Raw genomic sequence first — 25,258 nt, 5'->3', positions numbered from 1 at the left:
TCTCCTCATGACCCAGAACACGAGTGCCGCTGCCCCCACGTCCTCCACCACGCCCACCACGCTCGACACCCCCGACACCCCCGACACCCCCGCCACGCCCCTTCGCGTCGCCGTCATCGTCGGGAGCAACCGCGAGGGCCGCTTCGGGCCGATCGTCGCCGACTGGCTGCTTGCCCGGATCGGCGAACGCACGGACTTCGAGGTGGACGTCATCGATCTCGCCGACTCCCATCTGCCGACCGCGCTCTCCTTCAACCCGTCCCCCGAGACGCTCGCCGAACTCGGCAAGGTCACCCCGAAGCTGGCCGCCGCCGACGCCTTCGTCGTACTGACCCCCGAGTACAACCACTCCTACCCCGCGTCCCTCAAGAGCCTCATCGACTGGCACAACGCCGAATGGCAGGCCAAGCCCCTCGCCTTCGTCTCCTACGGAGGGCTCTCCGGCGGCCTGCGCGCGGTCGAGCACCTGCGCCCGGTCTTCGCCGAACTGCACACCATGACGATTCGCGACACCGTCTCCTTCCACAACGCGGGCGCCCTCTTCGCCGACGACGGCACCCACAAGGACCCGACGGCCGCGAACGCCGCCGCCAAGTCCATGCTCGACCAGCTCCACTGGTGGGCGTGGGCCCTCAGAAACGCGAAGGAGTCCCGGCCGTACGGCAGTTGAGGCCGGCGCGGAGCGCGCTCACGCCGTCGGCAGGTGTACCTCCGCCACCGCGCCACCGCTCTCCGCGTTGCTCAGCTCCACGCGCGCGCCGATCGCCTGCGCCTGGCCGAACGCGATCGTCAGGCCGAGGCCCGTGCCCTGCCCGCGCTCGCGCGCGCCGGTCTGGAAGCGCCGGGGGCCGTCCTTCAGCAGATGCTCGGGGAAGCCGGGCCCATGGTCGCTGACCGTGACCACGGGCCCGGCCACCCGTACGTCCACCGGGTCGGCGCCGTGCCTGCGGGCATTGGCGACGAGATTGGCGATGATCCGTTCCAGGCGGCGCGCGTCGGTGCGTACGAGCGTGTCGTCCCGGCCGGCGCCCTGGTCGTCCCGGCCGTCGTGGGCGCCCCGGCCGCCCGGGGCGCCCGGGTCGGCGGGGTGATGCGGGTCGCGCACCGCGGCGAACCGCACCGGGCACCCCGACCGCTGCACGATCCCCTCGGTCAGCGTGCCCAGCGGATGCGTGGCCAGGTCGGGGCGCTCCATCTCCGCGTCAAGGCGCGCCACTTCGAGCAGATCCTCGGTGAGGGTGCGCAGGGCGAGGACTCGGTCGCGTACGAGTTCCGTGGGCCGGCTCTGCGGCAGCAGCTCGGCCGCGGTGTGCAGACCGGTCAGCGGGGTGCGCAGCTCGTGGGCGACGTCCGCGGTGAAGCGCTGCTCGGCCTCGAGCCGCTGCTGCAGGGACGCCGCCATCGTGTCGACGGCGGTGGCGAGTTCGGCCACCTCGTCCTTGCCCGGCCGGCCACCGGGCGGTCGCGGATGGTCGATACGGGCGTCCAGATCGCCCTGGCTGATCCGGCGCGCGGTGGCCGCCGCGGTCCGCAGTTCGCGGCTGAGACGGCTGGCCAGCGCGGCGCCGCCGAGCGCCGCGAGGATGACGACGACGGCTCCCGAAGCCATCAGCTGCCGGTCGAACTCCGCCATCTCCTCGGCCTGTTGGGCCAACGGTTCGCGCACCGACAGCACATGGTCGCCGACCGGCCGTGCCGCCCACACGACGGGGTCGGCGGCGCCCATGTCGAGGTACGTGGTCCGCCGCCCGTCCAGCGCGGCGGCGCGCAGCGACGCGGGCAGATTCGGCGCGTCGAGAGCGGCGTCCGTATCGGCCTCGCCACCGGTGTCCACCTGGCCGGTCAGCTCGTACAGCTGGCGCACCCGCACCAACTGCGCGGTCGCCCCCGACCTGGCCGTCTTGGAGACCTGTTCGAGGCGCGCCTGGTGGACGAGTACGCCGATGGCGACGGCGACGACCGCGCAGCCGAGCGCGAGCAGCGCGGCGATCTTCCAGCGCAGACCGAGGGCGTTGAGTGCGGCGCGCACGCGCCGGGCGAGGGCCCTCATCTGTGCCCGTCCGAAGGTTTGTCGCTGTCCGAGGGCTCTGGAGCGGGCTTGCGCGTGGGCTTCGGTGACGGGGATGGCGACGGGGATGGTGAATGCGATGAGCCGTCGGCGCCGTCCGGCGCCTTGTTGTACTTCTTGGTGTCGCTCACCGTGGACATCCGCACCCCGTCCCAGTGGAACCGCACGGCCTGCTCGCCGCCGTCCGCGCACGGGCTGCGCACCAGCAGGTCGGAGCCGAGCGTCTCGACGCTCACGCGCTTGCCGGAGGTGAGCAGGATCGGGTACACGCGGCCTTCGCGCTCGGAGTAGGCGACCAGGAGGCTGCGTCCGCTCTCCGTGTCGGCGGCCACGAGCAGTTCGGGCCGCCCGTCGCCGGTCAGGTCCGTCAGGAGCGGAGGCCGGAGCCCGGCCTGTCCGGGGCGGTCGATCTCGCCGCGGTCGGCGAGTGGTTTCATCCGCGGATCGGCCCGCAGGACCTTGCGGAAGTCCTCCGCGCCGAGTCCGCCCCTGCCGAGCTTCGGCAGCCCTGCCAGCGGCTCCGGCGGCGGCTGGTGGGTGGCGGCATCGGCGCCGGGCGCCTCGGACGACGTACTGGTCCAGGCGGGCCAGAGCGGTTCGGGGCGCGGTTGCACGGACACGGACGGCGCGGGCTCACCGGCGCCGAGCCCGTCCACGCTGCCGCATCCGGCCAGCGCGATGGCCGCCGTGCCGGCGAGAAGGGCGGCGCGGCGCAGGAGGCGGCGGTGGGGGCAGGGAAGATTCATGGCACTACCGACGGTAGGAAGCGTCCATCACGGAAAACGGGATGTTGTGTAACAGACAGGGGTAAGCGGGGCGGGGGAGCGGAGGTCGGGACCTTCGGCCTGGCCGGTGGCCCCGGCCGGTCGTGGGAGCGTTCGGCGCGGAGGCCGGTGAGAGACTTTCCGCGCTGCGCGGCGAGAATCGGCCCATGAAGTCGACGTACGCAACGGAATCAGGCCCCGCACGGGCGGCGGTGCTCACCGTGCTCACCACGACCGACACCGCGCAGAAGGCGGAAGCCCTCGCGAGCGGCGCGGTGGCGGCGCGGGTCGCCGCCTGTGCGCAGGTAGTGGGGCCCGTCACCTCCGTCTACCGATGGGAGGGCGCCGTCGAGACGGCACAGGAGTGGCAGGTGCTGTTCAAGACGGCCGCCGCGCGGTACGAGGAACTGGAGGCCTGGCTGACCGAGGCCCACGACTACGACACCCCCGAGATCATCGCGACGCCCGTCGTGCGGGGGAGCGCGGCGTACCTGGAGTGGGTGGAGCGGGAGACGGCCCCATGAGGCGGGGGGCGGTCCGATGAGGCGGGGGAGGGACCGGCTGCCGTTCTTCGTGTACGGGACGCTGCGGCCGGGGGAGCCGAACCACGACGTCCACCTGCGCGGCAGCGTCGAGGCGGAGCCGCCCGCCCTGCTCTCGGGGGCGGTCCTCTACGAAGGGCCCGGCTATCCGTACCTGGTGGAGGCGCCCGAAGGCGGCCCGGTGCGCGGCGAGTTGATCACCCCGCACCCGTCCGCGTACGACCGGGTCCTCGCCGACCTCGACGTACTGGAGGACTACGCGCCGGGCGACCCCCGCAACCTGTATGAGCGCGTCGCGCGCGAGGCGACGCTCCTGGACGGGGCGCGGGTGCGCGCGTGGGTGTACGTGGCGGCGCCGCGGGTGGCGGCGATGCTGCGTGCTTCGGGGGTGTTGATCGGGGGTGGGGACTGGGCGTCGTTCCGGGGGCGGGGGCGGGGGCGGGGGTGAGGTGTGGTCCGGGCGTGCCGGGTGACGGTGCGGGTGCCGCTACTGAGGGGTGGTCGCGGACGCGGATTCCGCAGCTCAAACGCCTGCGCACGCGTTGAGCACTCGATCCGGTGTACTCCGTCACCCGTCAGAGCGACCCGCGTGAATCACATGATCGCGGAGAGTGTGCCCTGTGGCACTCTCCGTGTGCACCAGTCGGTGCGTGAGTCGGTGCGTGAGCACCACGTCCTCAGCAGGAGTTGCCCCATGAGCCTTCGCCGTTCGCTGCCGGCCCTCGTAGGCGCCGTAGCCCTCACACTCGGCCTCCCCGTGGCGGCCGCCGCGTCCGCTCACACCCCGACCGCCGTCATGAACCCCTGCGGGTTCTACGAGACCGGCAGCGACGCGTTCTACAACCACTGCACGGGCGACGGTTCGAAGGTCGTCATCCACGTGCGGGTGGCCCTCGCCCCCGACTACGAGCGCTGTGTGGGCCCGGGCAAGCACTGGCTGGGCTCGTCGAGCAAGATCCAGGGCGCGCACTACGTGGGACGCACCTGCTGATTCCGCACGCGCTGCCTTACCTACGTGCGTGACGGCGGGCCGGGGTGGTTCCACCCCGGCCCGCTGCTGCTGCCGCCGCTGCCGCTGCTGCTGCCGCGTCCGGCGGCTACGCCCGCTCCAGCCGGACCGCGCACACCTTGAACTCCGGCATCCGGGACACGGGGTCAAGTGCCGGATTGGTGAGGGAGTTGGCCCGGCCTTCGCCAGGCCAGTGGAACGGCATGAACACGGTGTCGGAGCGGATCGCGCTCGTGATGCGCGCCGGGGCGACGGCCCGCCCCCGCCGCGACACGACGGTCACCGACTCGCCCTCCCCGACCGCGAGCCGCGCCGCCAGCCGTGGATGCAGCTCCACGAAGGGGCCCGGAGCGGCGGAGTTGAGCTCGTCCACCCGGCGGGTCTGGGCCCCCGACTGGTACTGCGCGAGGACCCGCCCGGTGGTCAGGAGCACGGGATACTCCGCATCCGGCTCCTCGGCGGCCCCCCGATGAGCCACCGCCACGAACCGCGCCCGCCCGTCCTCGGTAGCAAACCGCTCAAGAAAAAGCCGAGGACTCCCGGGATGCTCCCCACCGGCGCCGCTCCCGCCGTCTCTGCCTCCGACTGCACCCGGTTTCCCGCCATCTCCGCCGCCGACTGCACCCCGCTTCCCGCCCGGTCCGCCATCGCCTGCGGCGTGCTTGCTGCCCGGTCCGCAGTCGTCTGCGACGTGCTTCCCGCCCACTCCGCGGTCATCGGCGCCGGGCTCCTCGGCCAGTCCGTCGTCTGCGGCGTGCTTCCCGCCCCGTTCGTCGTACGCTCCCCGCTTCCCACCGTCTCCACCGCCATCCGCGTCCCCCTCCCCGCCCTCCCGCGCGGGGCACGGCCAGAACACGCCCTCCCCGTTGCCCTCCCTCAGGCGCGCGTACGAGATCCCCGAGTAGTCCGCCACTCCGCCCGCGCTCGCCCTGCGCAGCTCCTCGAAGACCTCTTCCGGGTCCGTCGGGAAGCCCTTCTCGTGGCCGAGGGCTGCGGCGATGCCGTGCAGTACGTCCAGGTCGCTCCGTACGCCGTCGGGCGCGCTCACCGCCTGGCGGCGCAGCAGTACCCGGCCCTCCAGGTTCGTGACCGTGCCCGTCTCCTCGGCCCACTGGGTCACCGGCAGCACGACATCGGCCAGTTGGGCCGTCTCGGAGAGCACGACGTCCGCCACCGCCAGGAAGTCGAGCAATCGAAGCCGCTCCTCCACGTGCGCGGCGCGCGGCGCCGACACGACCGGGTTGGAGCCCATCAGGAGCAGCGCCTTGATGTCCCCGCCGAGAGCGTCCAGCAGCTCGTACGCCGAGCGGCCCGGGCCCGGGAGCGAGTCCGGGTCGACGCCCCACACCCCCGCCACATGCGCCCGCGCCGCCGGGTCCGTCAGCTTGCGGTAGCCGGGCAACTGGTCGGCCTTCTGGCCGTGTTCCCGTCCGCCCTGGCCGTTGCCCTGCCCGGTCAGACAGCCGTACCCGGCGAAGGGGCGGCCCGCGTTGCCCGTCGCGAGGCAGAGGTTGATCCACGCGCCCACCGTGTCCGTCCCCTTGGACTGCTGCTCGGGCCCGCGCGCGGTCAGTACCATCCCCGCTTCCGCGTCGCAGAACATCCGCATGGCGTCCCGGAGTTGCGGCACGGGAACTCCGCTGATCCGCTCCACGTACTCCGGCCAGTGGGCCATCGCCGCCGCCCGCGCCTCCTGCCAGCCGCTGGTGCGCTCCTCGACGAACGCCTCGTCCGTCCGCCCCTCGGCCACTACCAGGTGCAGCAGGCCGAGCGCGAGGGCGAGGTCGGTTCCGGGGCGCGGCGCCAGATGGAGGTCGGCCTGCTCGGCGGTGCGGGTCCTGCGCGGGTCGACGACGATCAGCTTCCCGCCGTTCGCCTTCAGCTCCGTCAGATACCGCAGCGCGGGCGGCATCGTCTCGGCGAGGTTCGAGCCGACGAGGATCACACAGCCGGTGCGCGGGATGTCGTCGAGCGGGAAGGGCAGACCGCGGTCGAGCCCGAAGGCCCGTTGGCCCGCCGCAGCCGCCGACGACATACAGAACCGGCCGTTGTAGTCGATCTGCGAGGTGCCGAGCGCCACCCGCGCGAACTTCCCCAAGGCGTACGCCTTCTCGTTGGTCAGCCCCCCGCCGCCGAACACCCCGATCGCGTCCGCGCCATGTTCCGTACGTGTACGGGAAAGCCCCTCGGCGACGCGGGCGACGGCCTCCTCCCAGGTGGCCGGTTCGAGCCGGCCCGTGGCGTGGGATCGGATGAGCGGCTCGGTCAGCCGCACCCGGGAGGAGAGCACAGCGGGCGCCGTGCGGCCCTTGCCGCACAGCGCGCCCCCGTTCACGGGGAACTCGGGCCGCTCCACGACCTCCACCCCGCCGCCGGGCCCGGCGGCCAGGCCCATCCCGCATTGCAGCGCGCAGTACGGACAGTGGGCCGGTGTCGCCTTGGTGTGCATACGGCCCAGCCTCCGCCGGACTTGTTACGCCCCCCGACGCGATCGCGTTACACGCGAGGTAACCCGACCTCAGCAGGGCCCACACCCCACTGTGAGCCGGTCGTGTGCCCCTTCAGGGGCGCGAGGACGGACCACGACCCGCAGCTGGGGGGCGTGCCCCTTTAGGGGCGCGGGGAACTGCGCGAGGACGGACCACAACCGGCACCCGGCGAACGACCGGGCGGAAGGGCAGACGCACCCCCAACCCCGCTCAAGGCCCAGGGGCCAGCCCCGGCTCACGGGGCCCCAGAAACCGCGGATCCGGCTGAAACGCCACCTCCAACACCGCCTTGCCCGCAGCGAACAGCTCCCTCGCGCCGCCGTAGTACCAGGTCACGTCATGCTTGGCGTCGACCCCGACGCCGTACGACGAGACGCCCGCAGCGCGGCACAGCGCGACGGCCCTGCGTATGTGAAAGCCCTGGCTGATCAGCACCGCGCGGTCGACGCCGAACACCTTCTTGGCGCGCACGCAGGAGTCCCAGGTGTCGAAGCCCGCGTAGTCACTGACGATCCGCCGCCCCGGCACGCCCCGCTCGGTCAGATACGCGCGCATCGCGTTCGGCTCGTCGTAATCCTCGCGGCTGTTGTCCCCGGTGACGAGGACGACCTCTATCCGCCCCGCCTCGTACAACTCGGCCGCCGCGTCCAGCCGGTGCGCGAGATACGGCGACGGCTCGCCGTCCCAGAGCCCGGCGCCGAAGACGACCGCGACCCGCGTGCGCGGCACGTCAGCCGTCGTACGCAACCGACCCTCCGCCGTCACGAACAGCCACGTCGCGGGCAGCAACGCCACCACGCAACAGGCCATGAAGACCTGCACGGCCCGCCGCTGCCCTCGCCGCGTCCGCGGCAACCGCACCCGCAGCCACCTCGGCCACTTCCACCCCGGACCCTTCATGCCGCCCCGTCCCCCGTACCCCGATACCGGATCCCCCGATCCGATCACTGCAGCCAACGGTAAGCGACCGCACTGACAACGCCGCGGCGTCGCCGGTGAGCCAGGCCGAAAGGCCCCGTCACCGGCGCGCAACGCGACCGAAACGCCGCACGGCCATCCTCGGTCCATGACGCCGTCGAACCCCCATCGCAGCCGGCCCGGCAGCCCGGCGCCCGCACTCGTCGTGGTCGCCCACGGCAGCCGTGACCCCCGCGCTCTCGCCACCGTCACGGCGCTCCTCGAACGGGTCCGTGAGCTGCGCCCAGGGCTCACCGTCCGCCTCGGCCACATCGAGCTGAACGAGCCGCTGCTCACCGACACCCTCGCCGCGACGGCAGGCCGCGCCGTCCTCGTGCCGCTGCTGCTCGGCCGCGGCTACCACGTCAAGCACGACATCCCCGAAGCCGCCGCGAGCGCACCGCACCTCGGAACACGGGTCGCCGCCCCGCTCGGCCCGCACCCCCTGCTCGTCGACGCGCTGCACGACCGGCTCGCCGAAGCCGGCTGGCCGGACCGGCTCGGCCGTGCGGCACGGCGCACCGGCGGCGTGATCCTCGCCGCGGCCGGCTCCCGCGACCCGGACTCCGCCACGGACACCCGCCGCACGGCGGACCTCCTCGCCCAGCGGCTCGGCGTACCGGTGGTTCCCGCCTACGCGTCGCCGACCGCCGCCTCCCCGCTCAGCGTCCCCGCGGCGGTGCGTGCCCTCACCGCACGTGGCCGCCACCGCACCGCCGTGGCCTCGTACTTCACGGCGCCCGGCCGTTTCGCCACGCAGTGCGCCGACGCCGCCCCCTGGATCGCGTCGGCCCCGCTCGGCGACCACCCGGCGATGGCCCACCTCCTCCTGCACCGCTACGACAAGGCCCGCGCCACCACCCCCGCCACCCCCGCCACCCCCGCCACGCACCTGCCGGCCCGTCAGCTGACCTCCGCCTGACGGCCGCTGTCGGCCACCGAGAGGCCCTGAAGCCCTCTTTGTCACTGCTTGCGTTTACTGTCGGTGCATGGAAGGCACTGCACCGAACACGTACGACGACGAGGCGGCTGAGGCGGTCGAGGCGGCCGAGGCAGTCGAAGTGGCCGAGGCCGCCTATGACGAGGCCGCCGTCGAGCGATGGGCCACCGAGCCGGACAAAAGGCCGGGACGCACCGCCTTCCAGCGGGACCGCGCGCGCGTCCTGCACTCCTCCGCGCTGCGCCGCCTCGCGGGAAAGACCCAGGTGGTCACCCCCGGCACGCGCAGCAACGAGGCGTGGGACGCCAGCGCCCGTACGCGCCTGACGCACTCCCTGGAGTGCGCCCAGGTCGGCCGCGAGCTCGGCGCCGCCCTCGGCTGCGACCCCGACCTGGTGGAGACCGCCTGCCTCTCCCACGACATGGGCCACCCGCCCTTCGGGCACAACGGCGAGCAGGCGTTGAACGAAGTCGCGGAGAGCTGCGGCGGTTTCGAGGGCAACGCCCAGTCGCTGCGTCTGCTCACCCGCATCGAACCGAAGCGCTTCGTAAGGAGTGAGCAGACGGACGAACTCGTCAGCGTGGGGCTCAATCTGACCCGCGCCGCCCTGGACGCCGCCACCAAGTACCCCTGGCCGCGCGGCGCCCACCCGACCGACCCCGAGTCCCCCAAGTTCGGGGTCTACGAAGACGACCGGCCGGTCTTCGACTGGGTCCGCAAGGAGGCCCCCGGACGCCGCACCTGCTTCGAGGCCCAGGTCATGGACTGGGCGGACGACGTGGCGTACTCGGTGCACGACATCGAGGACGGCCTGCACGCCGGGCATCTCGACCCGAACCTCCTGCACGCCGAGCCCGAGCGCCAGGACATCTTCGCCGTCGCCATCGGGCGGTACGTCCCCGCGGACACCGACCCCGAAGAGCTGTCCGAAGCCCTCGACCGCCTCCTGGAACAGGAGTGGTGGCCGCACGGGTACGACGGCTCGGCGATCGCCCAGGGCCGCCTGAAGGACGCCACCAGCCAGCTCATCGGCCACTTCTGCCTCGCCGCCGAGACCGCCACCCGCCTGCGGTACGGCAAGGGCCCCCTCACCCGGTACGCCGCCGAGCTCGTCGTCCCGCGCGAGGCCCGTCACGAGTGCGCGGTCCTCAAGGCCGTCGCCGACCGCTACGTGATGCAGCGCCCCGCCCAGGAGCGGTTGCGCGCGGATCAGCGGATCGTCGTCGCCGAGCTGGCCGAGGCCCTCACCGCCCGCGCTCCCGACGGGCTCGACCCGCAGTTCCGCGCGCTGTACGACACCGCGTCCGACGACCGCGCGGCGCTGCGCGTGGTCGTCGACCAGATCGCGTCCCTCACGGACGCCGCCGCGCGTTCCCTGCACGCGCGGCTCACGGCGAGACAGCCCTGAGGCGGCCCCTGACGCGGCCCCTGACACGGAAGGGCCCCGACATATAGGGCCCTGACATATGCGGAATGAGCCGATCGACCACGGGGCGTGACGAAAACTGGCCGGATCGGGCCGCAACCCCTTCCCCCATCACGCTCCGTGCGGGACGCTCCCCCCTGACGGCAAGGCTTTGAGGAGGCATCAAGTGGTCGACGCGGATCAGACGTTCGTCATTGTCGGAGGAGGTCTCGCGGGCGCGAAAGCGGCCGAGACACTCCGGGCCGAGGGCTTCACCGGCCGGGTGATCCTCATCGGCGACGAACGCGACCACCCGTACGAGCGCCCGCCCCTGTCGAAGGGATATCTCCTGGGCAAGGAGGAGCGCGACAGCGTCTTCGTGCACGAACCCTCCTGGTACGCGCAGTCGGACGTGGAGCTGCACCTCGGCCAGACCGTCGTCTCCATCGACCGCGAGGCCAAGGCCGTCCGCCTCGGTGACCGCGACGTCATCCACTACGACAAGCTCCTTCTGGCCACGGGCGCGGAGCCGCGCCGCCTCGACGTCCCCGGCACCGGCCTGGTCGGCGTGCACCACCTGCGCCGCCTCGCGCACGCCGACCGGCTGCGTCAGGTTCTCGCCGGTCTCGGCCGCGACAACGGCCATCTGGTGATCGCGGGAGCGGGCTGGATCGGCCTGGAGGTCGCCGCCGCCGCGCGGACGTACGGCGCGGAGGTCACCGTCGTCGAGCCCGAGCCCACCCCGCTGCACGCGGTGCTCGGCCCCGAGCTCGGCCAGATGTTCGCCGACCTGCACGCCGAGCACGGCGTGCGCTTCCACTTCGGCGCCACGCTCACCGAGATCGCGGGGGAGGACGGCCTGGTCCTCGCCGCCCGCACGGACGACGGCGAGGAGCACCCGGCGCACGACGTGCTCGCCGCGATCGGCGCTGCCCCGCGCACCGGGCTCGCCGAGGCGGCGGGACTGGAGATCGCCGACCGAGCGCACGGCGGTGGCGTCGTGGTCGACGCATCCCTGCGGACCTCGGACCCGGACATCTTCGCCGCGGGCGACGTGGCCGCCGTCCAGCACCCGCTCTTCGACACCAGGCTGCGCGTCGAGCACTGGGCGAACGCCCTGAACGGCGGCCCGGCCGCGGCCCGCGCGATGCTCGGCAAGGAGGTGACCTACGACCGCGTGCCCTACTTCTTCTCGGACCAGTACGACGTGGGCCTGGAGTACTCGGGATGGGCGCCCCCGGGGACGTACGACCAGGTCGTGGTCCGAGGTGACGCGGGGAAGCGGGAGTTCATCGCCTTCTGGCTGAGCGAGGGGCGGATCCTCGCCGGGATGAACGTAAATGTGTGGGACGTCACGGACACCATCCAGAAGCTGATCCGCGCGGGCGCGCGACCGCCCGCCGAGTCCCTCTCCGACCCGTCCGTCCCCCTGGAGTCGCTGCTGGGGTGACGGGGCAGGGCGGGAGTGTCACAGCAGGGCCGTAGTATTCCAACGTGGCTGGCAGGATCAATGACGAGGACGTGAAGGCGGTTCGGGACGCGGTCCCGATCGACGCCGTGGTCTCCGACTACCTCCAGCTGCGCAGCGCGGGCGGGGGCAACCTCAAGGGCCTGTGCCCCTTCCACGACGAGAAGTCACCGTCCTTCCAGGTCAGCCCGAGCAAGGGTCTCTTCCACTGCTTCGGCTGCCAGGAAGGCGGCGACACGATCGCCTTCGTGATGAAGATCGACCACCTCACCTTCTCGGAGACGGTCGAGCGCCTCGCCGCCCAGGCGGGCATCACCCTGCGGTACGAGGAGGGTGGGTACAACCCCACCAGCCAGCGCGGCGAGCGCATCCGGCTCGTCGAGGCCCACAAGATCGCCGCGCAGTTCTACGTGGACCAGCTGGAGAGCCCCGAGGCCGAGATCGGCCGCAAGTTCCTGGCCGAGCGCGGCTTCGACCAGGCCGCCGCCGCGCACTTCGGTGTCGGCTACAGCCCGGCGGGCTGGGACCACCTCACCCGCTTCCTGCGCGGCAAGGGCTTCACCGACAAGGAGCTCATCCTCTCCGGCATCGCCCAGGAGGGCCGCCGCGGCCCCATCGACCGCTTCCGCGGCCGCCTGATGTGGCCGATCCGCGACATCAGCGGCGAGGTCGTCGGCTTCGGCGCGCGCAAGCTGCGCGACGACGACAACGGCCCCAAGTACCTCAACACCCCCGAGACGCCGATCTACAAGAAGGGCCAGGTCCTCTACGGGGTCGACCTCGCCAAGAAGGAGATCGCCAAGACCTCCCGCGCGGTCGTCGTCGAGGGGTACACGGACGTCATGGCCTGCCACCTCGCCGGTGTCACCACGGCCATCGCGACCTGCGGCACCGCTTTCGGCGGCGACCACATCAAGATCCTGCGCCGCCTGTTGATGGACAACGGCTCGGCGCGGGTGATCTTCACCTTCGACGGTGACGCGGCAGGCCAGAAGGCCGCCCTGCGCGCCTTCGAGGACGACCAGAAGTTCGCCGCCGAGACGTACATCGCCATCGCACCCGAGGGCATGGACCCCTGCGAGCTGCGCCTGGCCAAGGGGGACTCCGCGGTCGCCGACCTCGTCGAACCCCGCACGCCGCTCTTCGAGTTCGCACTGCGCCAGATCGTCGGGCGGTACGACCTGGAGACCCCCGCCGGCCGCGCCGCCGCGCTGGACGAGGCGGCGCCGGTCGTGGCCCGCATCAAGAACAGCGGCGCGCAGCACGAGGTGGCCGTCCAGCTCGCCGGGATGCTCGGCATCCTGGACACCCAGTTCGTGGTCAAGCGCGTGGCCCAGCTGGCGCGTTGGGCCCGCGACCGGGGCGGCAGGGGCCCGGCCCCGCAGCAGCAGCGCACGCAGCAGCACCAGCAGTACGCGGCCTCGGCGCCCTCCGGCCCCTCCGGCCCGGCGCTCACCCTCCGCAGCCCCGCCCACCGCACAGAGCGCGAGCTGCTCAAACTGGCCCTGCAGCGTCCGGAGCTGGTCTCCCCGGCCTTCGACGCGTACGGCGTGGACGAGTTCACCGCGCCCCCGTATGCCGCGGTGCGCCAGTGCGTGGAGGAGGCCGGCGGCGCCGAGGCGGGCATCCCCGAGCCGCAGACCTACCTCGCCCGCGTCCTGGACGCGGCACCGAACGACACGGTCCGCGCCATGGTCACCGAGCTGGCCGTCGAGGCGATCCTGCGCAAGCAGGTCGACGAGATCTACGCGGGGATCCAGCTCGTCCAGGTCCGGCTGCGCGCGGTCGACCGCCGCATCCGCGACGTCACGGGCAGCCTGACCCGCCTGAGCGCCCAGGGAGACGCCGCGCAACTGGCGGCGGTCCAGAACGAGTTGTGGGTCCTGCAGCAGTACGCGCAAGCCCTGCGCGAGCGCGGCGCCGACGCACTCTGAGCTTCCGCTCGGGCAGCACCGACCCCGCCCGAGGTTCACATGACGCCCAGTTGGTTACCCGGCGGGTAACCACTCGGTCACGCACCGGACTCAGAAAGTCACCGCACGCCCCTCGTGGCGGCCGTGTGTCGTACCCCACACTGGGTGGCGGTGCCTGAGTCCTCGGAGCGCGGCCGGCCCGCAGACAGCGGATGCGGATCCGGTATCCCCGCGATTCCACACATCGTGTTCGGGACGGACAGCGGCGAGGCCGTCGAAGCCGATCCCGCCGTACCGCTGCCGCACGCCTCAGCCGCGATCATCATGGAGGTCGCCCCCGTGCAGACCCAGACCCTCACCCAGTCCGAGACCGCCCTTGCCGCGGAAGCGGAAGCGGAAGCGGAAGCGGAATCAGAAACGGAAGCGGAGGCGGCGGCAGATACGGACGTCATCGCGGCCGTACCGTCCCAGAACCGCGCCGCTGGGCACCCGGAGGCGGGCCAGGAGAGCTCCGAAGCGGAAGCCGCGCCGGAGCCGCCGGAGGCACTCGAACCCGACAGTGGCGAGCTGCCCCTGCCGCCCGCGCCCCGCAACCGCGCCGACACCGGCGGCCCCTCGTCCGACCTGTTCCGGCAGTATCTGCGCGAGATCGGCCGGATCCCCCTGCTCACGGCGGCGGAGGAAGTGGAGCTCGCGCGCGGGGTCGAGGCCGGTCTTTTCGCCGAGGAGAAGCTGCGCCTCGCCACCGACCTGGACTCGCAACTCGCCCTCGACCTGGACAAGTTGGTGGTGGTCGGCCGGATGGCCAAGCGCCGCCTGATCGAGGCCAACCTCCGCCTGGTCGTCTCCGTCGCCAAGCGGTACGTGGGCCGCGGACTGACCATGCTCGACCTCGTCCAGGAGGGAAACCTGGGCCTGATCAGGGCGGTCGAGAAGTTCGACTACGCCCGCGGCTACAAGTTCTCCACGTACGCGACCTGGTGGATCCGCCAGGCGATGTCGCGGGCCCTCGCCGACCAGGCCCGCACCATCCGCGTCCCCGTGCACGTCGTGGAGCTCATCAACCGCGTCGTGCGCGTCCAGCGCCGCATGCTCCAGGAGCGGGGTTACGAACCGACCCCCGAAGAGGTCGCGGCCCACCTCGACCTGCCGCACGAGCGGGTCAGCGAGGTCCTGCGCCTGGCCCAGGAACCGGTGTCGCTGCACGCGCCCGTGGGCGAGGAGGACGACGTCGCGCTCGGCGACCTCATCGAGGACGGCGACGCGACGAGCCCCGTCGAGTCGGCCGCCTTCCTCCTGCTGCGCGAGCACCTGGAGGCGGTGCTCTCCACGCTCGGCGAGCGCGAACGCAAGGTCGTCCAGCTGCGCTACGGTCTCGCGGACGGCAGGCCCCGCACCCTGGAGGAGATAGGCCGGATCTTCGGCGTGACACGCGAACGCATCCGCCAGATCGAGTCCAAGACCCTCAACAAGCTGCGGGACCACGCCTTCGCGGACCAGCTGCGCGGCTATCTGGACTAGCGGGAGCTAGTCGACCTCAGCCACGGCCTCCGCGAACTGAGCCCTGTAGAGCCGCTCATACGCCCCGCCGGCGGCCAGCAGCGCGTCATGCGTGCCCTGTTCGACGATCGACCCGTTCTCCATCACCAGGATGGTGTCCGCGTCGCGGATCGTGGAGAGCCGGTGCGCGATGACGAACGACGTCCGCCCGTGCGCGAGCCGCGCCATCGCCTTCTGGATGAGCACCTCGGTCCGGGTGTCGACCGAGCTTGTCGCCTCGTCGAGGACGAGTATCACCGGGTCGGACAGGAACGCCCGCGCGATCGTGATGAGCTGCTTCTCGCCCGCGCTCACCCCCGTGCCCTCGTCGTCGATCACTGTGTCGTACCCGTCGGGCAGCGTGCGGCAGAAGCGGTCGGCGTGGGCCGCCCGCGCCGCCTCCTCGATCTCCTCGCGGGTCACGTCCTTGGCCGCCCCGTACGCGATGTTCTCCGCGATCGTGCCGCCGAACAGCCAGGTGTCCTGGAGCACCATGCCGATGCCGGACCGCAGTTCGTCGCGTGACATCTTCGCGATGTCGACCCCGTCGAGCGTGATGCGCCCGCCGGTGACCTCGTAGAACCGCATGAGGAGATTGACCAGGGTGGTCTTTCCGGCGCCGGTCGGCCCGACGATCGCCACCGTGTGGCCGGGATCGACCTTCAGGGACAGGTCCTCGATGAGCGGCTTGTCCTTCTCGTAGCGGAAGGACACCTCCTCCATCTCGACCCGGCCGCGCAGTTGGTCGGGACGGGCGCCCGGCACCGGGTCGGCCTCCTGCTCCTCCGCGTCGAGCAGCTCGAAGATCCGCTCGGCGGACGCGACACCGGACTGCACCAGGTTCGCCATCGAGGCGACCTGCGTGAGCGGCATCGAGAACTGCCGCGAGTACTGGATGAAGGCCTGCACGTCACCGATCGAGAGCGCGCCGGACGCGACCCTGAGGCCGCCCACCACGGCCACGAGCACGTAGTTGAGGTTCGACATGAAGAACATCAGCGGCTGCATGGCCCCGCTGTTGAACTGCGCCTTGAACCCGGCCTCGTACAGCGCGTCGTTCTGCTCGGCGAACGCCTTCGCCGACTCCTCCTGCCGCCCGAAGACCTTCACCAGGTTGTGCCCGGTGTATATCTCCTCGATGTGCGCGTTGAGCTTGCCGGTGGACTTCCACTGCTGCACGAACTGCGGCTGCGACCGCTTGCCGACCTTCGTCGCCACGAAGAACGACAGCGGCACGGTCACCAGCGCCACCAGGGCCAGCAGCGGCGAGACGTAGAACATCATGATCAGTACGCCGACGATGGTGAGCAGCGAGTTCACCAGCTGGCCCATGGTCTGCTGGAGCGTCTGGCCGATGTTGTCGAGGTCGTTCGTCGCCCGGCTGAGCACCTCGCCGCGCTGGCGCTTGTCGAAGTACGACAGCGGAAGCCGCGAGAGCTTCTCCTGCACGTCGCCGCGCATCTTGAACACGGTCTTGTTGATGGCGCGGTTGGAGAGCCGCGTCGCCACCGCCATCAGCAGACCCGCGATCAGGAAGGCCCCGAGAGCGAGCAGCAGCACCTCTCCCACCGCGCCGAAGTCGATGCCCTCGCCCGGCGTGAAGTCGACGCCGGTCAGCATGTCCGCCATGCCGCCGTCGCCCTTTTCGCGCAGGCTCTCGATGGCCTGGTCCTTGGTGACGCCGCTCGGCATGTCACGCCCGACGATGCCCGCGAAGAGCAGGTCGGTCGCCTTGCCGAGGATCTTCGGGCCGAGCACGGTGAGCGCCACGCTGAACACTCCGGCGGCGATCATCCCGTACATCGTGGCGCGTTCGGGCCTGAACTGCGCGAGGAGCCGCTTGCCCGACCCCTTGAAATCCATCGACCGGGAGTCCGGCCCCATCATCTGTCCGCCCGGACCGGCCATTACGCGGCCTCCGCTTCCGTCAGCTGGGAGAGCACGATCTCCCGGTAGGTCTCATTGCTCTCCATCAGCTCGTGATGGCGCCCCGTCCCCACGACCCGCCCCTCGTCGAGGACGATGATGCGGTCGGCGTCCCTGATCGTCGACACGCGCTGGGCCACGATCACGACGGTCGCCTCGGCGGTCTCGCGGCCGAGCGCGGCGCGCAGGGCGGCGTCGGTCGCGTAGTCCAGGGCCGAGAAGGAGTCGTCGAAGAGATAGATCTCGGGGCGCTGTACGAGCGTCCGCGCGATCGCGAGGCGCTGGCGCTGTCCGCCGGAGACGTTCGTGCCGCCCTGCGAGATGGGCGCGCCAAGGCCCTCCTCCAGGCTCTCGACGAAGCCCTTGGCCTGGGCCACCTCAAGGGCGTGCCACAGGTCCTCGTCCGTCGCGTCCGGGTTGCCGTAGCGGAGGTTGGTGGCGACCGTGCCGGCGAAGAGGTACGGCTTCTGCGGCACCAGGCCCACCGTCCGCGCGAGCAGCGCGGGCTCGATGGTGTGCACGGGCACGCCGTCCACCAGGACCTCGCCCTCGGTGATGTCGATGAGCCGCGGCACGAGGCTGAGCAGCGTCGACTTGCCGCTGCCGGTCGACCCGATCACGGCGGTCGTCTCACCGGGCCGCGCGACCAGGTCCACGGCCTTCAGGACGGGCTCCTCGGCGCCGGGGTAGCGGAAGCCCGCGTCGCGGATCTCCAGGTGGCCGTGGCGCCGCAGCTCCGTCACGGGGGAGGCCGGGGGCACCACGCTGCTCTCGGTGTCCAGGACCTCCTCGATGCGCTCGGCGCAGACCTCGGCGCGCGGCACCATCATGAACATGAAGGTGGCCATCATCACGGACATCACGATCTGCATCAGATACGCGAGGAACGCGGTGAGCGCACCGATCTGCATGCCGCCGCTGTCGATGCGGTGCGCGCCGAACCACACCACGGCGATCGACGAGATGTTCACGACGGTCATGACGATCGGGAACATCAGCGCGAGCAGCTTGCCGGTGCCCAGCGACACGTCGGTCAGCTCGGCGTTGGCCTTCCGGAAACGGTCCTTCTCGTACGCGTCGCGGACGAAGGCGCGGATGACGCGGTTGCCGGTGATCTGCTCGCGCAGCACGCGGTTCACGGTGTCCAGGCGCACCTGCATGGTGCGGAAGAGGGGACGCAGCCGCTTCACGATGAGGCTCACGCAGAGCGCGAGGACGGGCACGACCGCGACCAGGACGCCCGAGAGCTGTACGTCGAGACCGAGGGCCATGATGATGCCGCCGACGCTCATGATCGGCGCCGACACCATCAGCGTGAACGTCATCAGGACCAGCATCTGCACCTGCTGGACGTCGTTCGTGGTCCGGGTGATCAACGACGGTGCGCCGAAGTGCCCCAACTCGCGTGCGGAGAACGACTGCACGCGGTCGAACACGGCCGCCCGCACGTCGCGGCCGAGCGCGGACGCGGTGCGGGCGCCGTAGTAGACGGCCCCCACGTTGCAGACCACCTGGGCGACGGTGACGGCGATCATGACGCCGCCGAACGACAGGATGTAGCCCGTGTCGCCCTTCACCACACCCTGGTCGATGATGTCGGCGTTGAGAGTCGGCAGATAGAGCGAGGCGCAGGTCTGCAGGAACTGCAGCAGCACCAGCAGGGCGATGGGCTTCTTGTACGGGCCTAGGTGGGCCCGCAGGAGTCGTATGAGCATGGTCTCTTCGAGAGGCGGGGGCGGGGTCTGGAGAGGGCGCCCCTATCCTCCGGTACCGCACCCGGGGGCGTGCAACCGATTAAGTCATGACCCGGTAAAAAAATAGGCCGGGTCAATAAGCGGGCATGGTCCCCGCGGGTGCGTCGTGGCTTGTCGCGCCCACGCGGCGGAGCCGCACATGTCGCTGCCCCGCGCCCCTTCGGGGCGCAGTTCCCCGCGCCGCTTACGGGGCGCTGTCGAGCGCCCCGGGGTGCGTCTGTTCCCGCACGGTCCGGTACTGCTGGCGTACCGCCTGGCCCACGGCGTGCTCCTCGCCCGGCTCGAAGATCTGCGCCGCCGCCCCCTGCCAGTACGGCAGTTGGCCGTTCAGCGCCCATGCGGCCTGGCGCGCCGCGCCGATCGCCGCGTAGTCCGCGGGCTGCGGCACCACGACCTGCGTACCGAACAGCATCGGCGCCGCCGCCTGCACCGCCGGCAGCTCGGCCGCCGCACCGAGCAGGAAGACCCGGCGCACCTCCACACCGCGGCCCCGCAGCACGTCCAGCGCGTCCCCGAGCCCGCACAGCATGCCCTCGAAGGCCGCCCGCGCCAGATGCTCGGGCCGCATCGACTCACGCCGCAGCCCGGTCAGAGTGCCCGCCGCGTGCGGCAGATTCGGCGTCTTCTCCCCCTCCAGATACGGCAGGAGTACGAGCCCGTGCGCGCCCGGCGTCGACTTCATGGCCAGATCGGAGAGCCCCTCGAGGTCGGCAACCCCGAGCATCTCGGCCGCGCCGCGCAGCACCCGCACGGCATTCAGCGTGTGCACCACCGGCAGATGCATGCCGGTCGCGTCCGCGAGCGAGGTGATCGTCCCGCTCGGGTCGACCAGGGCCTCGTGGTGCACGGCCATCACGGATCCCGAAGCCCCCAACGAGACGACCGCGTCGCCCTGTTGGACTCCGAGCCCGAACGCCGCCGCCATCGTCTCGCCGGTCCCGGCGGAGATCAGCAGCCCTGCCGGGGTCGTCCCCGCGGCCTCGGCGGGACCGATCACCTCGGGCAGCATCGCCTGGTGACCGAGCGCGAGCTCCACGAGATCGGGACGGTACGAACCCGTCGCCGCCGACCAGTAGCCGGTCCCGGAGGCGCCGCCGCGGTCGCTCGTGCGCCGCGCGGGCCGGCCGAGGAGCTGCCACACCAGCCAGTCGTGCGCCTGCATGAGAGAGGCCACGCGCTGGGCGGACTCCGGCTCGGTCTTCGCCAGCCAGCGCAGTTTCGTCACGGGGTGCGCCGCCTGCGGGACGCATCCGACGGCCTGCGCCCAGGCCTCGCGGCTGCCGAGCCCGTCGATCAGGTCGGCGGCGGCGACCTGCGCCCGCCGGTCGTTGCCGACGAGCGCGGGCCGCACCGTGTTGCCGTGCTGATCCAGAGGGATGACCGCGTTCTGCTGCGCCGAGACGCCGATGGCCTGCACGCCTTCGAGCAGCCCGCCGCCGGCCGCCTCGCCGAGCGAGAGCAGCCAGGCCTGCGGATCCACGTCCGACGGACGGCCCGCGCCATCGGGGCCCTCCGTCGGATGCGGGGCATAGCCCTGCTTGAGTACGGCACCCGTGTCCGCGTCACAGACCACGATGCGCGTGAAATCGGGCGAACTGTCCAACCCTGCGACTATCCCCATGCCAGGAATTCTGCCGCACCGCGCGACGTGACCCGTACCTCAGCTCCCAGGAGCCGCCACGGCTACGTATTACTGGTGCCCCAGTCGTCCTCGCCACTGCCCGGCCCGCGCTCGCGCAGCGACCGCACCCGGTCGGCCACCGAGTCCGGGACCCGGTCCCCGACCTTCTCGGACACGGAGTGGAAGGCCTTGCCCGCCACGTCGCGTCCCTGCTGTGTCGCGGACTCCACGGTGTTGCGCACGGCTGGGTTCTGCGCGAACTCGCGAGCTGCCTTCTTCAGCTTCTCGTAGCGCTCGCGGCCTGCCCGGGTACCGAGCACGTACCCGAGAGCCACTCCCGCTACGAATGTGAGCCGGTAGCGCATGGCTGCCACCCTTCCCTTGCGTCGGCGTCGAGCGTCTGTCGCCCGTCTGCTGCTCTGCGTCGGCGGTGGGGGATACCGATTGGCGGAGCACCCCCCTGCTTGCGCTAATGTATGTGTCGCAGCGACCGCCCGCCGCCTGGAGAGTTCCCAGGTAGCTGCGTTCGATGCAACGAGACGATCCCCTGTAGCTCAATTGGCAGAGCAGCCGGCTGTTAACCGGCAGGTTACTGGTTCGAGTCCAGTCGGGGGAGCTCGGTCTCCTGTAGCTCAATTGGCAGAGCAGCCGGCTGTTAACCGGCAGGTTACTGGTTCGAGTCCAGTCGGGAGAGCTGTGAGAAGGACCCTTGAGGTTGCCCTCAAGGGTCCTTTTTCGTGCCTGGTGGAACCACGCGGGCAGCACGGAGGTCCTCATGGTCGAGCGATGCCGACCATCCGAAGCAGGAGATCGTATGAGCGGCTATGCTGCGGCAGACGGCGCGCACAAATGTGCGCGACGCGCCGTTAGGGGCGGTAGCTCAGCCGGTTAGAGCAGCGGACTCATAATCCGTCGGCCGTGGGTTCGAGTCCCACCCGCCCCACCACAGCGCTGGGGCGCAGGAACGATTCCACCTGCGTCAACAGTGCAAACCTCCCCGTCCTTCCCTTTGAAGTGACGTGCGGGTGGCGTCAGGCCCGGAATCCGGGGGTAGCGAGGGCCTCGCATCGGTGAGGCGAACACACGTCTTGCTACGTCTCGTCGAGTATGCGCCCTCCAGCAAGGGGTTCACCTGCACCGAGACATCCGCGTCGGCGGGCGGGTTGCGTCTGCCTCGTGCGTGATGGACTCCGCACAGGAATGTTGGTGACGTATCGTGGTTATGTACATCACGTACTCTCGGTGAGGGGTGGCTGGTATGTCGGTTACTCAGGTCGATCTCGATGACGAGGCGCTGGCCGAGGCGATGCGGCTCATGGGTACCTCCACGAAAAAAGAGACGGTCAACGGAGCTCTGCGGGACTACGTGGCGCGCATCAAGCGGCTGGAGGCTGCCGAGAAGCTGGCCGCGCGGGGTGAGCGGGGCGAGTTCGAGGCGGCGGCTGCGGCGCATGCAGCTGCCAAGCGCGCCCGGCAGGCAGCCTTCGAGTGATCACGTACCTCCTTGATGCTTCCGCCCTGTGGCACCTCTTCCGCACGCCGGGGGCGTTGAGGCCCTGGGAAGGGCACATCGCCGCAGGCGTCTTCCATATCTGCGAGCCCACGAGGGCAGAGTTCCTCTACTCGGCCACCAGCCCGGCCCACCGGGATGAGTTGGCCGAAGAGCTGGATGCTCTCTGCCATCTCTCGCCGGTTCCCAAGAACGCGTGGCGCTGGGTCGATACCGCGCAGTACAAGCTCACCCAGCAGGGACAGCACCGGGCCGCCGGGCCCATCGATCTTCTGGTGTGTGCCACCGCGGTTCATCACGGCCACACGGTGCTCCACGTGGACAACGACTTCGCCACGGTGGCGTCGGTCCTCAAGGAAGTGCAGCAGCGGGACGTACGCGCCTGACTGCTGGCGGCCGCATTCGGCGCCTCGATCACTGCCGACTCGACAGCAGCGAAGCCGGCCCGGAGGAGATGCCGCTCCCATACCGCGGGCTTGTAGCTGTAGCGGTAGGTGAACATGGCTTTCCCCGCGAACCCGCCCTTGTACATGCCATGCGGGCCGTAGGCGCCCGGGATGGCAGGCGGCTGTGAGAACACGAAGACGCCCCCCGGAGCCAGACGCTCCCGGACGAGAGGGAAGAGCCGGGGCGGGTCGGTGAACCAGGCAGCGCCGTGGGGCTGTCCGACTGGCCACGGCAAGGGGTCTAGGGGCGGCGCCGGACGAATGTCGGGCGTTCCGCGCAGGCTTCGTGCACGCGGATCGTGATGCCGCCGGCCGAGATGGAGACCTTGGCGAAGGTCCGGAACTTCTGGCCTTCGGTGATCGGCTCGTCGCAGTGCCCGCAGTACCGTGGGCCCTCGCTCATCGCCGTGTCTCCTTCAGCGTCTGCCGCAAGGCCTGCCCGCCGGTGCAGCGGGCGGGGTTGTCGTAGCACTGCAGGCAGTTCTCGGTGTGGTCGAGGAGCGCCTTGTGCGCGGCGATGACGGCACAGGGGCAGCAGGAGCGGGGGAACCAGCGGGCACACGAACCGTGCGTTTCGGCCTCCCGCACGCCGAGATCCACGGCCGCGGCGTTACTCAGGGCGACGGCACACCACACGCACGCCCTACCGCGCACCTGCTGCTCGGACAGGCTTCCAGGGCTTGGGACTTGGATGGGCGGCGCTTCGAGTGTGTTGGTCGATCCGCTTCTCGCGGCGGACGCTGGGCCCGTACTGTCGGCCATGTCGACTCCTGGTGGTCGGCCGGCCCCGGGACCGTTCACGCGGTTGCCGGGGCGCTGTACGACTCATGGAATCGGATCGCTACACAGGGTGACAGTGATGTGGCGTCCTAGTTTCGCGACGCTATTCGCCGACCCCCAGGAATTCCGCCAACGGGCGCAGCCCTGCCGGGTGGTTGGGGAGCACCCACAGATCACGGACGATGGCGACCGCCAGGGTGTGATGCTGCATCCACGTCGGCGCCACGCGGCGCAGCGACTCCAAAGCCTTCACCGCTCCCGCCGCGTCCCCAAGGTCTGTGTGAGCGCGGGCCACATCCAGCAGTAGCCACGTTCGCCACGACGGCGGGGTGTCCTTGGTCAGCCGCATCCCCTTCGCCAGGGCCAGGGCCTCCTCGGGGTGCCCGTACTGGACGGCCAGGCGGACGCGCTCGATACGCACCGACGACGGACTGAACACGCTGACCATGCGACTGTCGCTGCCCTGCGGCAGCTTGGCCACATGAGCTGCCTCCTTCTCTGCGCGTTCCATCAACGCAGCAGCCCGCTCATAGTCGTTGCTGCGAGCGGCTGAGGTGGCGGCGGACATGGTGAGAGCGCCCCAGACCTTCAGGCCGTCGGCGGTGCCCGTATGCCCGTTGTCCTCGATGTCGCCAGCCGCGTGCAGGGCGATGCTCAGGGCGTCGGCGAGACGGCCCTGCCGCTGATAGGTCCACGCGACAGAGTTGACGATCATGGCGCGCAGCAGAGGATCGGACGAACGGCCCGCTGCGTCTATGGCGCGCTCCAGGCTGATCAGAGCGAGATCGGTTTTCCCCATCCGCACGGCTACGTGCCCGGCCAGCTGGAGGGACTTGCCCAGCGCGGCGAAGCCGGCGCCCTGATCCACGCTGTCGGGCGATGCCGCGGCGGCGCGCGCTTCCGAAATCAGGTCGGGCAGTGCCTTCATCACGGTGTCGAACTCGGCGGAGTGGTACTGGGTCCAGCCGTCCGCGATCTGCTCGCGCAGGTCGGGCAGAGAGAAGTCGGGCCCAGGCGGCTGTGGCGCGGCCACCCAGAGCGCGGGCATGACGGCCCGCCGTACCGCCACGAACTGCGGCCCGTCGTTCTCTCCCGTCGAGGCCGCAGGAGGGTCCCCCAGCAGGGTCGTCAACTCCACGCCCAGACCGTTCGCCAGAGCGTGAAGTGTGGGCAGGCGAGCCGAATGCTTGCGTCGCTGCTCAAGCTGCCGGATCACGTCTACGGACACGTCGGAGCGCTCGGCCAACTCCTCTTGGGTCAGGGAGGCCAGGCGCCGCAGGCGGCGGAGGGTACGTCCCAGGTCTTCGTTTGCCACGCGGCCACGCTACGCCGACCCGGGCATGGCGAAAGGCCCCCTGCGCAGAGTTGGAGACTCTGGCAGGTCGCGCAGTGATCGACTGCTGCGCCAACACGGCCTCCGTACTTGCCGTAGCCATGCGGGAGAGGCTCGTGAGCTGACCTGGTAAGCCCAACGGGGAGCACAGGAAGCCTTGGGCGTCGTCCCGGATGACGTACTCCGCGAATCCCTGGCCCGCGTGGCCCAAGCAATACTCGACATCGGAGAGTCACGCGTCACTGGGACAGGTTCGAGTCCCACCCGCCCCCCCCGCAGCGCTGGGGCGCAGGAACGACCTGCGTCGACAGTGCAAACCTCCTGGGTGCTCCCAATGAGGTGACGCGTAGGTGACCGCCTGTCGGTCCCTGCCGGCCCGAGGGGCGAACTGCCTGGGCATGCGGCCGTCACTGGCCGCCGTGCAAGGCCGAAGCGCGGCAGGAGCTTCAGCCGCGCGATCCGGGGCAGCAGGGGCACATGAAGATATTGATCGTTCTGGTGGTCATCGGCCTAGCCGCAGCCTGGTACATGCAGTCACGGAAGCGCCGGTGAGCACGCGGGCCGGGGACACGGCGGCCGCCCCGGTGGCCGTGCATCCGTCGAAGGGCACCGGCGGGCGGCGCGTGACGGTCCGCGGGCAGATCGTCGGCCTCGCGCACTCGGACGCGGACGTGGTCGAGTTCCTGCGTCTTGCCGGGCTGCCGGACGCCGAGGGCCTCCTGGACGACCCCGCGTGGGTGAAATGGCGTGGCGGCGGGGCGCACCAGTACGAAGCGGCGTAGGTGTGCGAGCGG

The 25,258-nt window shown here is 71.0% G+C and carries 23 protein-coding genes, 3 tRNA genes and 1 pseudogene; 15 read left to right on the top strand and 12 right to left on the bottom strand.

From position 1 onward, the window contains the following. Positions 1 to 7: 7 nt before the first annotated feature. Positions 8 to 670 (top strand): NAD(P)H-dependent oxidoreductase, encoded by a 663-nt coding sequence (locus tag ABXJ52_RS11850; RefSeq protein ID WP_367041663.1) that lies wholly within the window; start codon positions 8 to 10, stop codon positions 668 to 670. A gap of 18 nt (positions 671 to 688) precedes the next feature. Here the strand turns inward: ABXJ52_RS11850 and ABXJ52_RS11845 are convergent, their stop codons facing one another. Next, positions 689 to 2,050, bottom strand: a complete 1,362-nt coding sequence (locus ABXJ52_RS11845) for a HAMP domain-containing sensor histidine kinase (RefSeq protein WP_367041660.1) — start codon at positions 2,048 to 2,050, stop codon at positions 689 to 691. Next, complete coding sequence (locus tag ABXJ52_RS11840; RefSeq protein WP_367041658.1) at positions 2,047 to 2,814, bottom strand: hypothetical protein; 768 nt, start codon at positions 2,812 to 2,814, stop codon at positions 2,047 to 2,049. Before ABXJ52_RS11840 ends, ABXJ52_RS11845 begins: the two co-directional genes overlap by 4 nt. A 185-nt stretch (positions 2,815 to 2,999) precedes the next feature. Here ABXJ52_RS11840 and cutA point away from each other — a divergent pair, with 185 nt between their 5' ends. From cutA to ABXJ52_RS11825, 3 genes are all read left to right on the top strand, one after another. Then, a complete protein-coding gene (gene cutA, locus ABXJ52_RS11835) occupies positions 3,000 to 3,356 on the top strand; it encodes a divalent-cation tolerance protein CutA (protein WP_367041656.1) in 357 nt (118 codons plus the stop codon). A gap of 16 nt (positions 3,357 to 3,372) precedes the next feature. After that, a complete protein-coding gene (locus tag ABXJ52_RS11830; RefSeq protein ID WP_367041653.1) occupies positions 3,373 to 3,822 on the top strand; it encodes a gamma-glutamylcyclotransferase family protein in 450 nt (149 codons plus the stop codon). Between the two features lie 246 nt (positions 3,823 to 4,068). Then, positions 4,069 to 4,365, top strand: coding sequence for a DUF6355 family natural product biosynthesis protein (locus ABXJ52_RS11825; RefSeq protein WP_367041651.1), 297 nt, complete (start codon positions 4,069 to 4,071; stop codon positions 4,363 to 4,365). A gap of 106 nt (positions 4,366 to 4,471) precedes the next feature. Here ABXJ52_RS11825 and ABXJ52_RS11820 read toward each other — a convergent pair whose 3' ends face one another. Together ABXJ52_RS11820 and ABXJ52_RS11815 are read right to left on the bottom strand one after the other, a co-directional pair. Continuing rightward, positions 4,472 to 6,832 (bottom strand): molybdopterin oxidoreductase family protein, encoded by a 2,361-nt coding sequence (locus ABXJ52_RS11820; protein ID WP_367041650.1) that lies wholly within the window; start codon positions 6,830 to 6,832, stop codon positions 4,472 to 4,474. A gap of 250 nt (positions 6,833 to 7,082) precedes the next feature. Continuing rightward, a complete protein-coding gene (locus ABXJ52_RS11815) occupies positions 7,083 to 7,772 on the bottom strand; it encodes an ElyC/SanA/YdcF family protein (protein WP_367041649.1) in 690 nt (229 codons plus the stop codon). Between the two features lie 166 nt (positions 7,773 to 7,938). Between ABXJ52_RS11815 and ABXJ52_RS11810 the strand changes: the two genes are divergently transcribed. The 5 genes from ABXJ52_RS11810 to ABXJ52_RS11790 all read left to right on the top strand — a co-directional run bounded on the left by ABXJ52_RS11810 (position 7,939) and on the right by ABXJ52_RS11790 (position 15,076). Then, positions 7,939 to 8,751 (top strand): sirohydrochlorin chelatase, encoded by an 813-nt coding sequence (locus ABXJ52_RS11810; protein ID WP_367041647.1) that lies wholly within the window; start codon positions 7,939 to 7,941, stop codon positions 8,749 to 8,751. Positions 8,752 to 8,818: 67 nt separating this feature from the next. Next, positions 8,819 to 10,177, top strand: coding sequence for a deoxyguanosinetriphosphate triphosphohydrolase (locus ABXJ52_RS11805; protein WP_367041646.1), 1,359 nt, complete (start codon positions 8,819 to 8,821; stop codon positions 10,175 to 10,177). 184 nt (positions 10,178 to 10,361) lie between these two features. Beyond that, positions 10,362 to 11,624 carry an FAD-dependent oxidoreductase gene (locus ABXJ52_RS11800; RefSeq protein WP_367041644.1) on the top strand — a complete coding sequence of 421 codons (1,263 nt, stop codon included), beginning with the start codon at positions 10,362 to 10,364 and terminating at the stop codon, positions 11,622 to 11,624. A 44-nt stretch (positions 11,625 to 11,668) separates the two neighbouring features. Then, a complete protein-coding gene (gene dnaG, locus ABXJ52_RS11795) occupies positions 11,669 to 13,576 on the top strand; it encodes a DNA primase (protein ID WP_367041643.1) in 1,908 nt (635 codons plus the stop codon). A gap of 150 nt (positions 13,577 to 13,726) precedes the next feature. After that, a complete protein-coding gene (locus ABXJ52_RS11790) occupies positions 13,727 to 15,076 on the top strand; it encodes an RNA polymerase sigma factor (RefSeq protein WP_367041641.1) in 1,350 nt (449 codons plus the stop codon). Positions 15,077 to 15,082: 6 nt separating this feature from the next. Here ABXJ52_RS11790 and ABXJ52_RS11785 read toward each other — a convergent pair whose 3' ends face one another. The 4 genes from ABXJ52_RS11785 to ABXJ52_RS11770 form a co-directional block, all read right to left on the bottom strand. Next, a complete protein-coding gene (locus ABXJ52_RS11785; protein WP_367041639.1) occupies positions 15,083 to 17,002 on the bottom strand; it encodes an ABC transporter ATP-binding protein in 1,920 nt (639 codons plus the stop codon). Next, positions 17,002 to 18,735, bottom strand: coding sequence for an ABC transporter ATP-binding protein (locus ABXJ52_RS11780; protein ID WP_367041637.1), 1,734 nt, complete (start codon positions 18,733 to 18,735; stop codon positions 17,002 to 17,004). Before ABXJ52_RS11780 ends, ABXJ52_RS11785 begins: the two co-directional genes overlap by 1 nt. Before the next feature lie 223 nt (positions 18,736 to 18,958). Continuing rightward, on the bottom strand, positions 18,959 to 20,395 hold the full coding sequence (locus ABXJ52_RS11775; RefSeq protein WP_367041635.1) for an FGGY family carbohydrate kinase: 1,437 nt from the start codon (positions 20,393 to 20,395) through the stop codon (positions 18,959 to 18,961). A gap of 62 nt (positions 20,396 to 20,457) precedes the next feature. Next, on the bottom strand, positions 20,458 to 20,760 hold the full coding sequence (locus tag ABXJ52_RS11770; RefSeq protein ID WP_367041633.1) for a YtxH domain-containing protein: 303 nt from the start codon (positions 20,758 to 20,760) through the stop codon (positions 20,458 to 20,460). 178 nt (positions 20,761 to 20,938) lie between these two features. Here ABXJ52_RS11770 and ABXJ52_RS11765 point away from each other — a divergent pair. The 5 genes from ABXJ52_RS11765 to ABXJ52_RS11745 all read left to right on the top strand — a co-directional run bounded on the left by ABXJ52_RS11765 (position 20,939) and on the right by ABXJ52_RS11745 (position 22,291). Continuing rightward, positions 20,939 to 21,011, top strand: a tRNA-Asn gene (locus ABXJ52_RS11765). A 5-nt stretch (positions 21,012 to 21,016) separates the two neighbouring features. Next, positions 21,017 to 21,089: transfer RNA gene (locus tag ABXJ52_RS11760), tRNA-Asn, on the top strand. Positions 21,090 to 21,264: 175 nt separating this feature from the next. Then, positions 21,265 to 21,341, top strand: a tRNA-Ile gene (locus ABXJ52_RS11755). Between the two features lie 312 nt (positions 21,342 to 21,653). Then, positions 21,654 to 21,887, top strand: coding sequence for a type II toxin-antitoxin system VapB family antitoxin (locus ABXJ52_RS11750; protein WP_367041631.1), 234 nt, complete (start codon positions 21,654 to 21,656; stop codon positions 21,885 to 21,887). Next, positions 21,884 to 22,291: a PIN domain nuclease gene (locus ABXJ52_RS11745; RefSeq protein WP_367041629.1), complete on the top strand. Its 408-nt coding sequence runs from the start codon at positions 21,884 to 21,886 to the stop codon at positions 22,289 to 22,291. Before ABXJ52_RS11750 ends, ABXJ52_RS11745 begins: the two co-directional genes overlap by 4 nt. Before the next feature lie 17 nt (positions 22,292 to 22,308). Here ABXJ52_RS11745 and ABXJ52_RS11740 read toward each other — a convergent pair. From ABXJ52_RS11740 to ABXJ52_RS11725, 4 genes and pseudogenes are all read right to left on the bottom strand, one after another. Beyond that, positions 22,309 to 22,560 (bottom strand): annotated as a pseudogene (locus ABXJ52_RS11740) (SAM-dependent methyltransferase); the annotation flags it as partial. 32 nt (positions 22,561 to 22,592) lie between these two features. Then, positions 22,593 to 22,754, bottom strand: a complete 162-nt coding sequence (locus tag ABXJ52_RS11735) for a hypothetical protein (RefSeq protein WP_367041627.1) — start codon at positions 22,752 to 22,754, stop codon at positions 22,593 to 22,595. Continuing rightward, positions 22,751 to 22,939, bottom strand: a complete 189-nt coding sequence (locus tag ABXJ52_RS11730) for a hypothetical protein (RefSeq protein WP_367041625.1) — start codon at positions 22,937 to 22,939, stop codon at positions 22,751 to 22,753. The genes ABXJ52_RS11735 and ABXJ52_RS11730 overlap by 4 nt, the downstream gene beginning before the upstream one ends. 295 nt (positions 22,940 to 23,234) lie before the next feature. Then, complete coding sequence (locus tag ABXJ52_RS11725) at positions 23,235 to 24,446, bottom strand: helix-turn-helix domain-containing protein (RefSeq protein WP_367041623.1); 1,212 nt, start codon at positions 24,444 to 24,446, stop codon at positions 23,235 to 23,237. A gap of 566 nt (positions 24,447 to 25,012) precedes the next feature. Between ABXJ52_RS11725 and ABXJ52_RS11720 the strand changes: the two genes are divergently transcribed. Continuing rightward, on the top strand, positions 25,013 to 25,246 hold the full coding sequence (locus tag ABXJ52_RS11720) for a hypothetical protein (protein ID WP_367041621.1): 234 nt from the start codon (positions 25,013 to 25,015) through the stop codon (positions 25,244 to 25,246). Positions 25,247 to 25,258 lie beyond the last annotated feature (12 nt).

Source organism: Streptomyces sp. Je 1-332, assembly GCF_040730185.1.
GTDB lineage: Bacteria > Actinomycetota > Actinomycetes > Streptomycetales > Streptomycetaceae > Streptomyces.
This window is presented reverse-complemented; position numbering and strand designations above follow the sequence as displayed.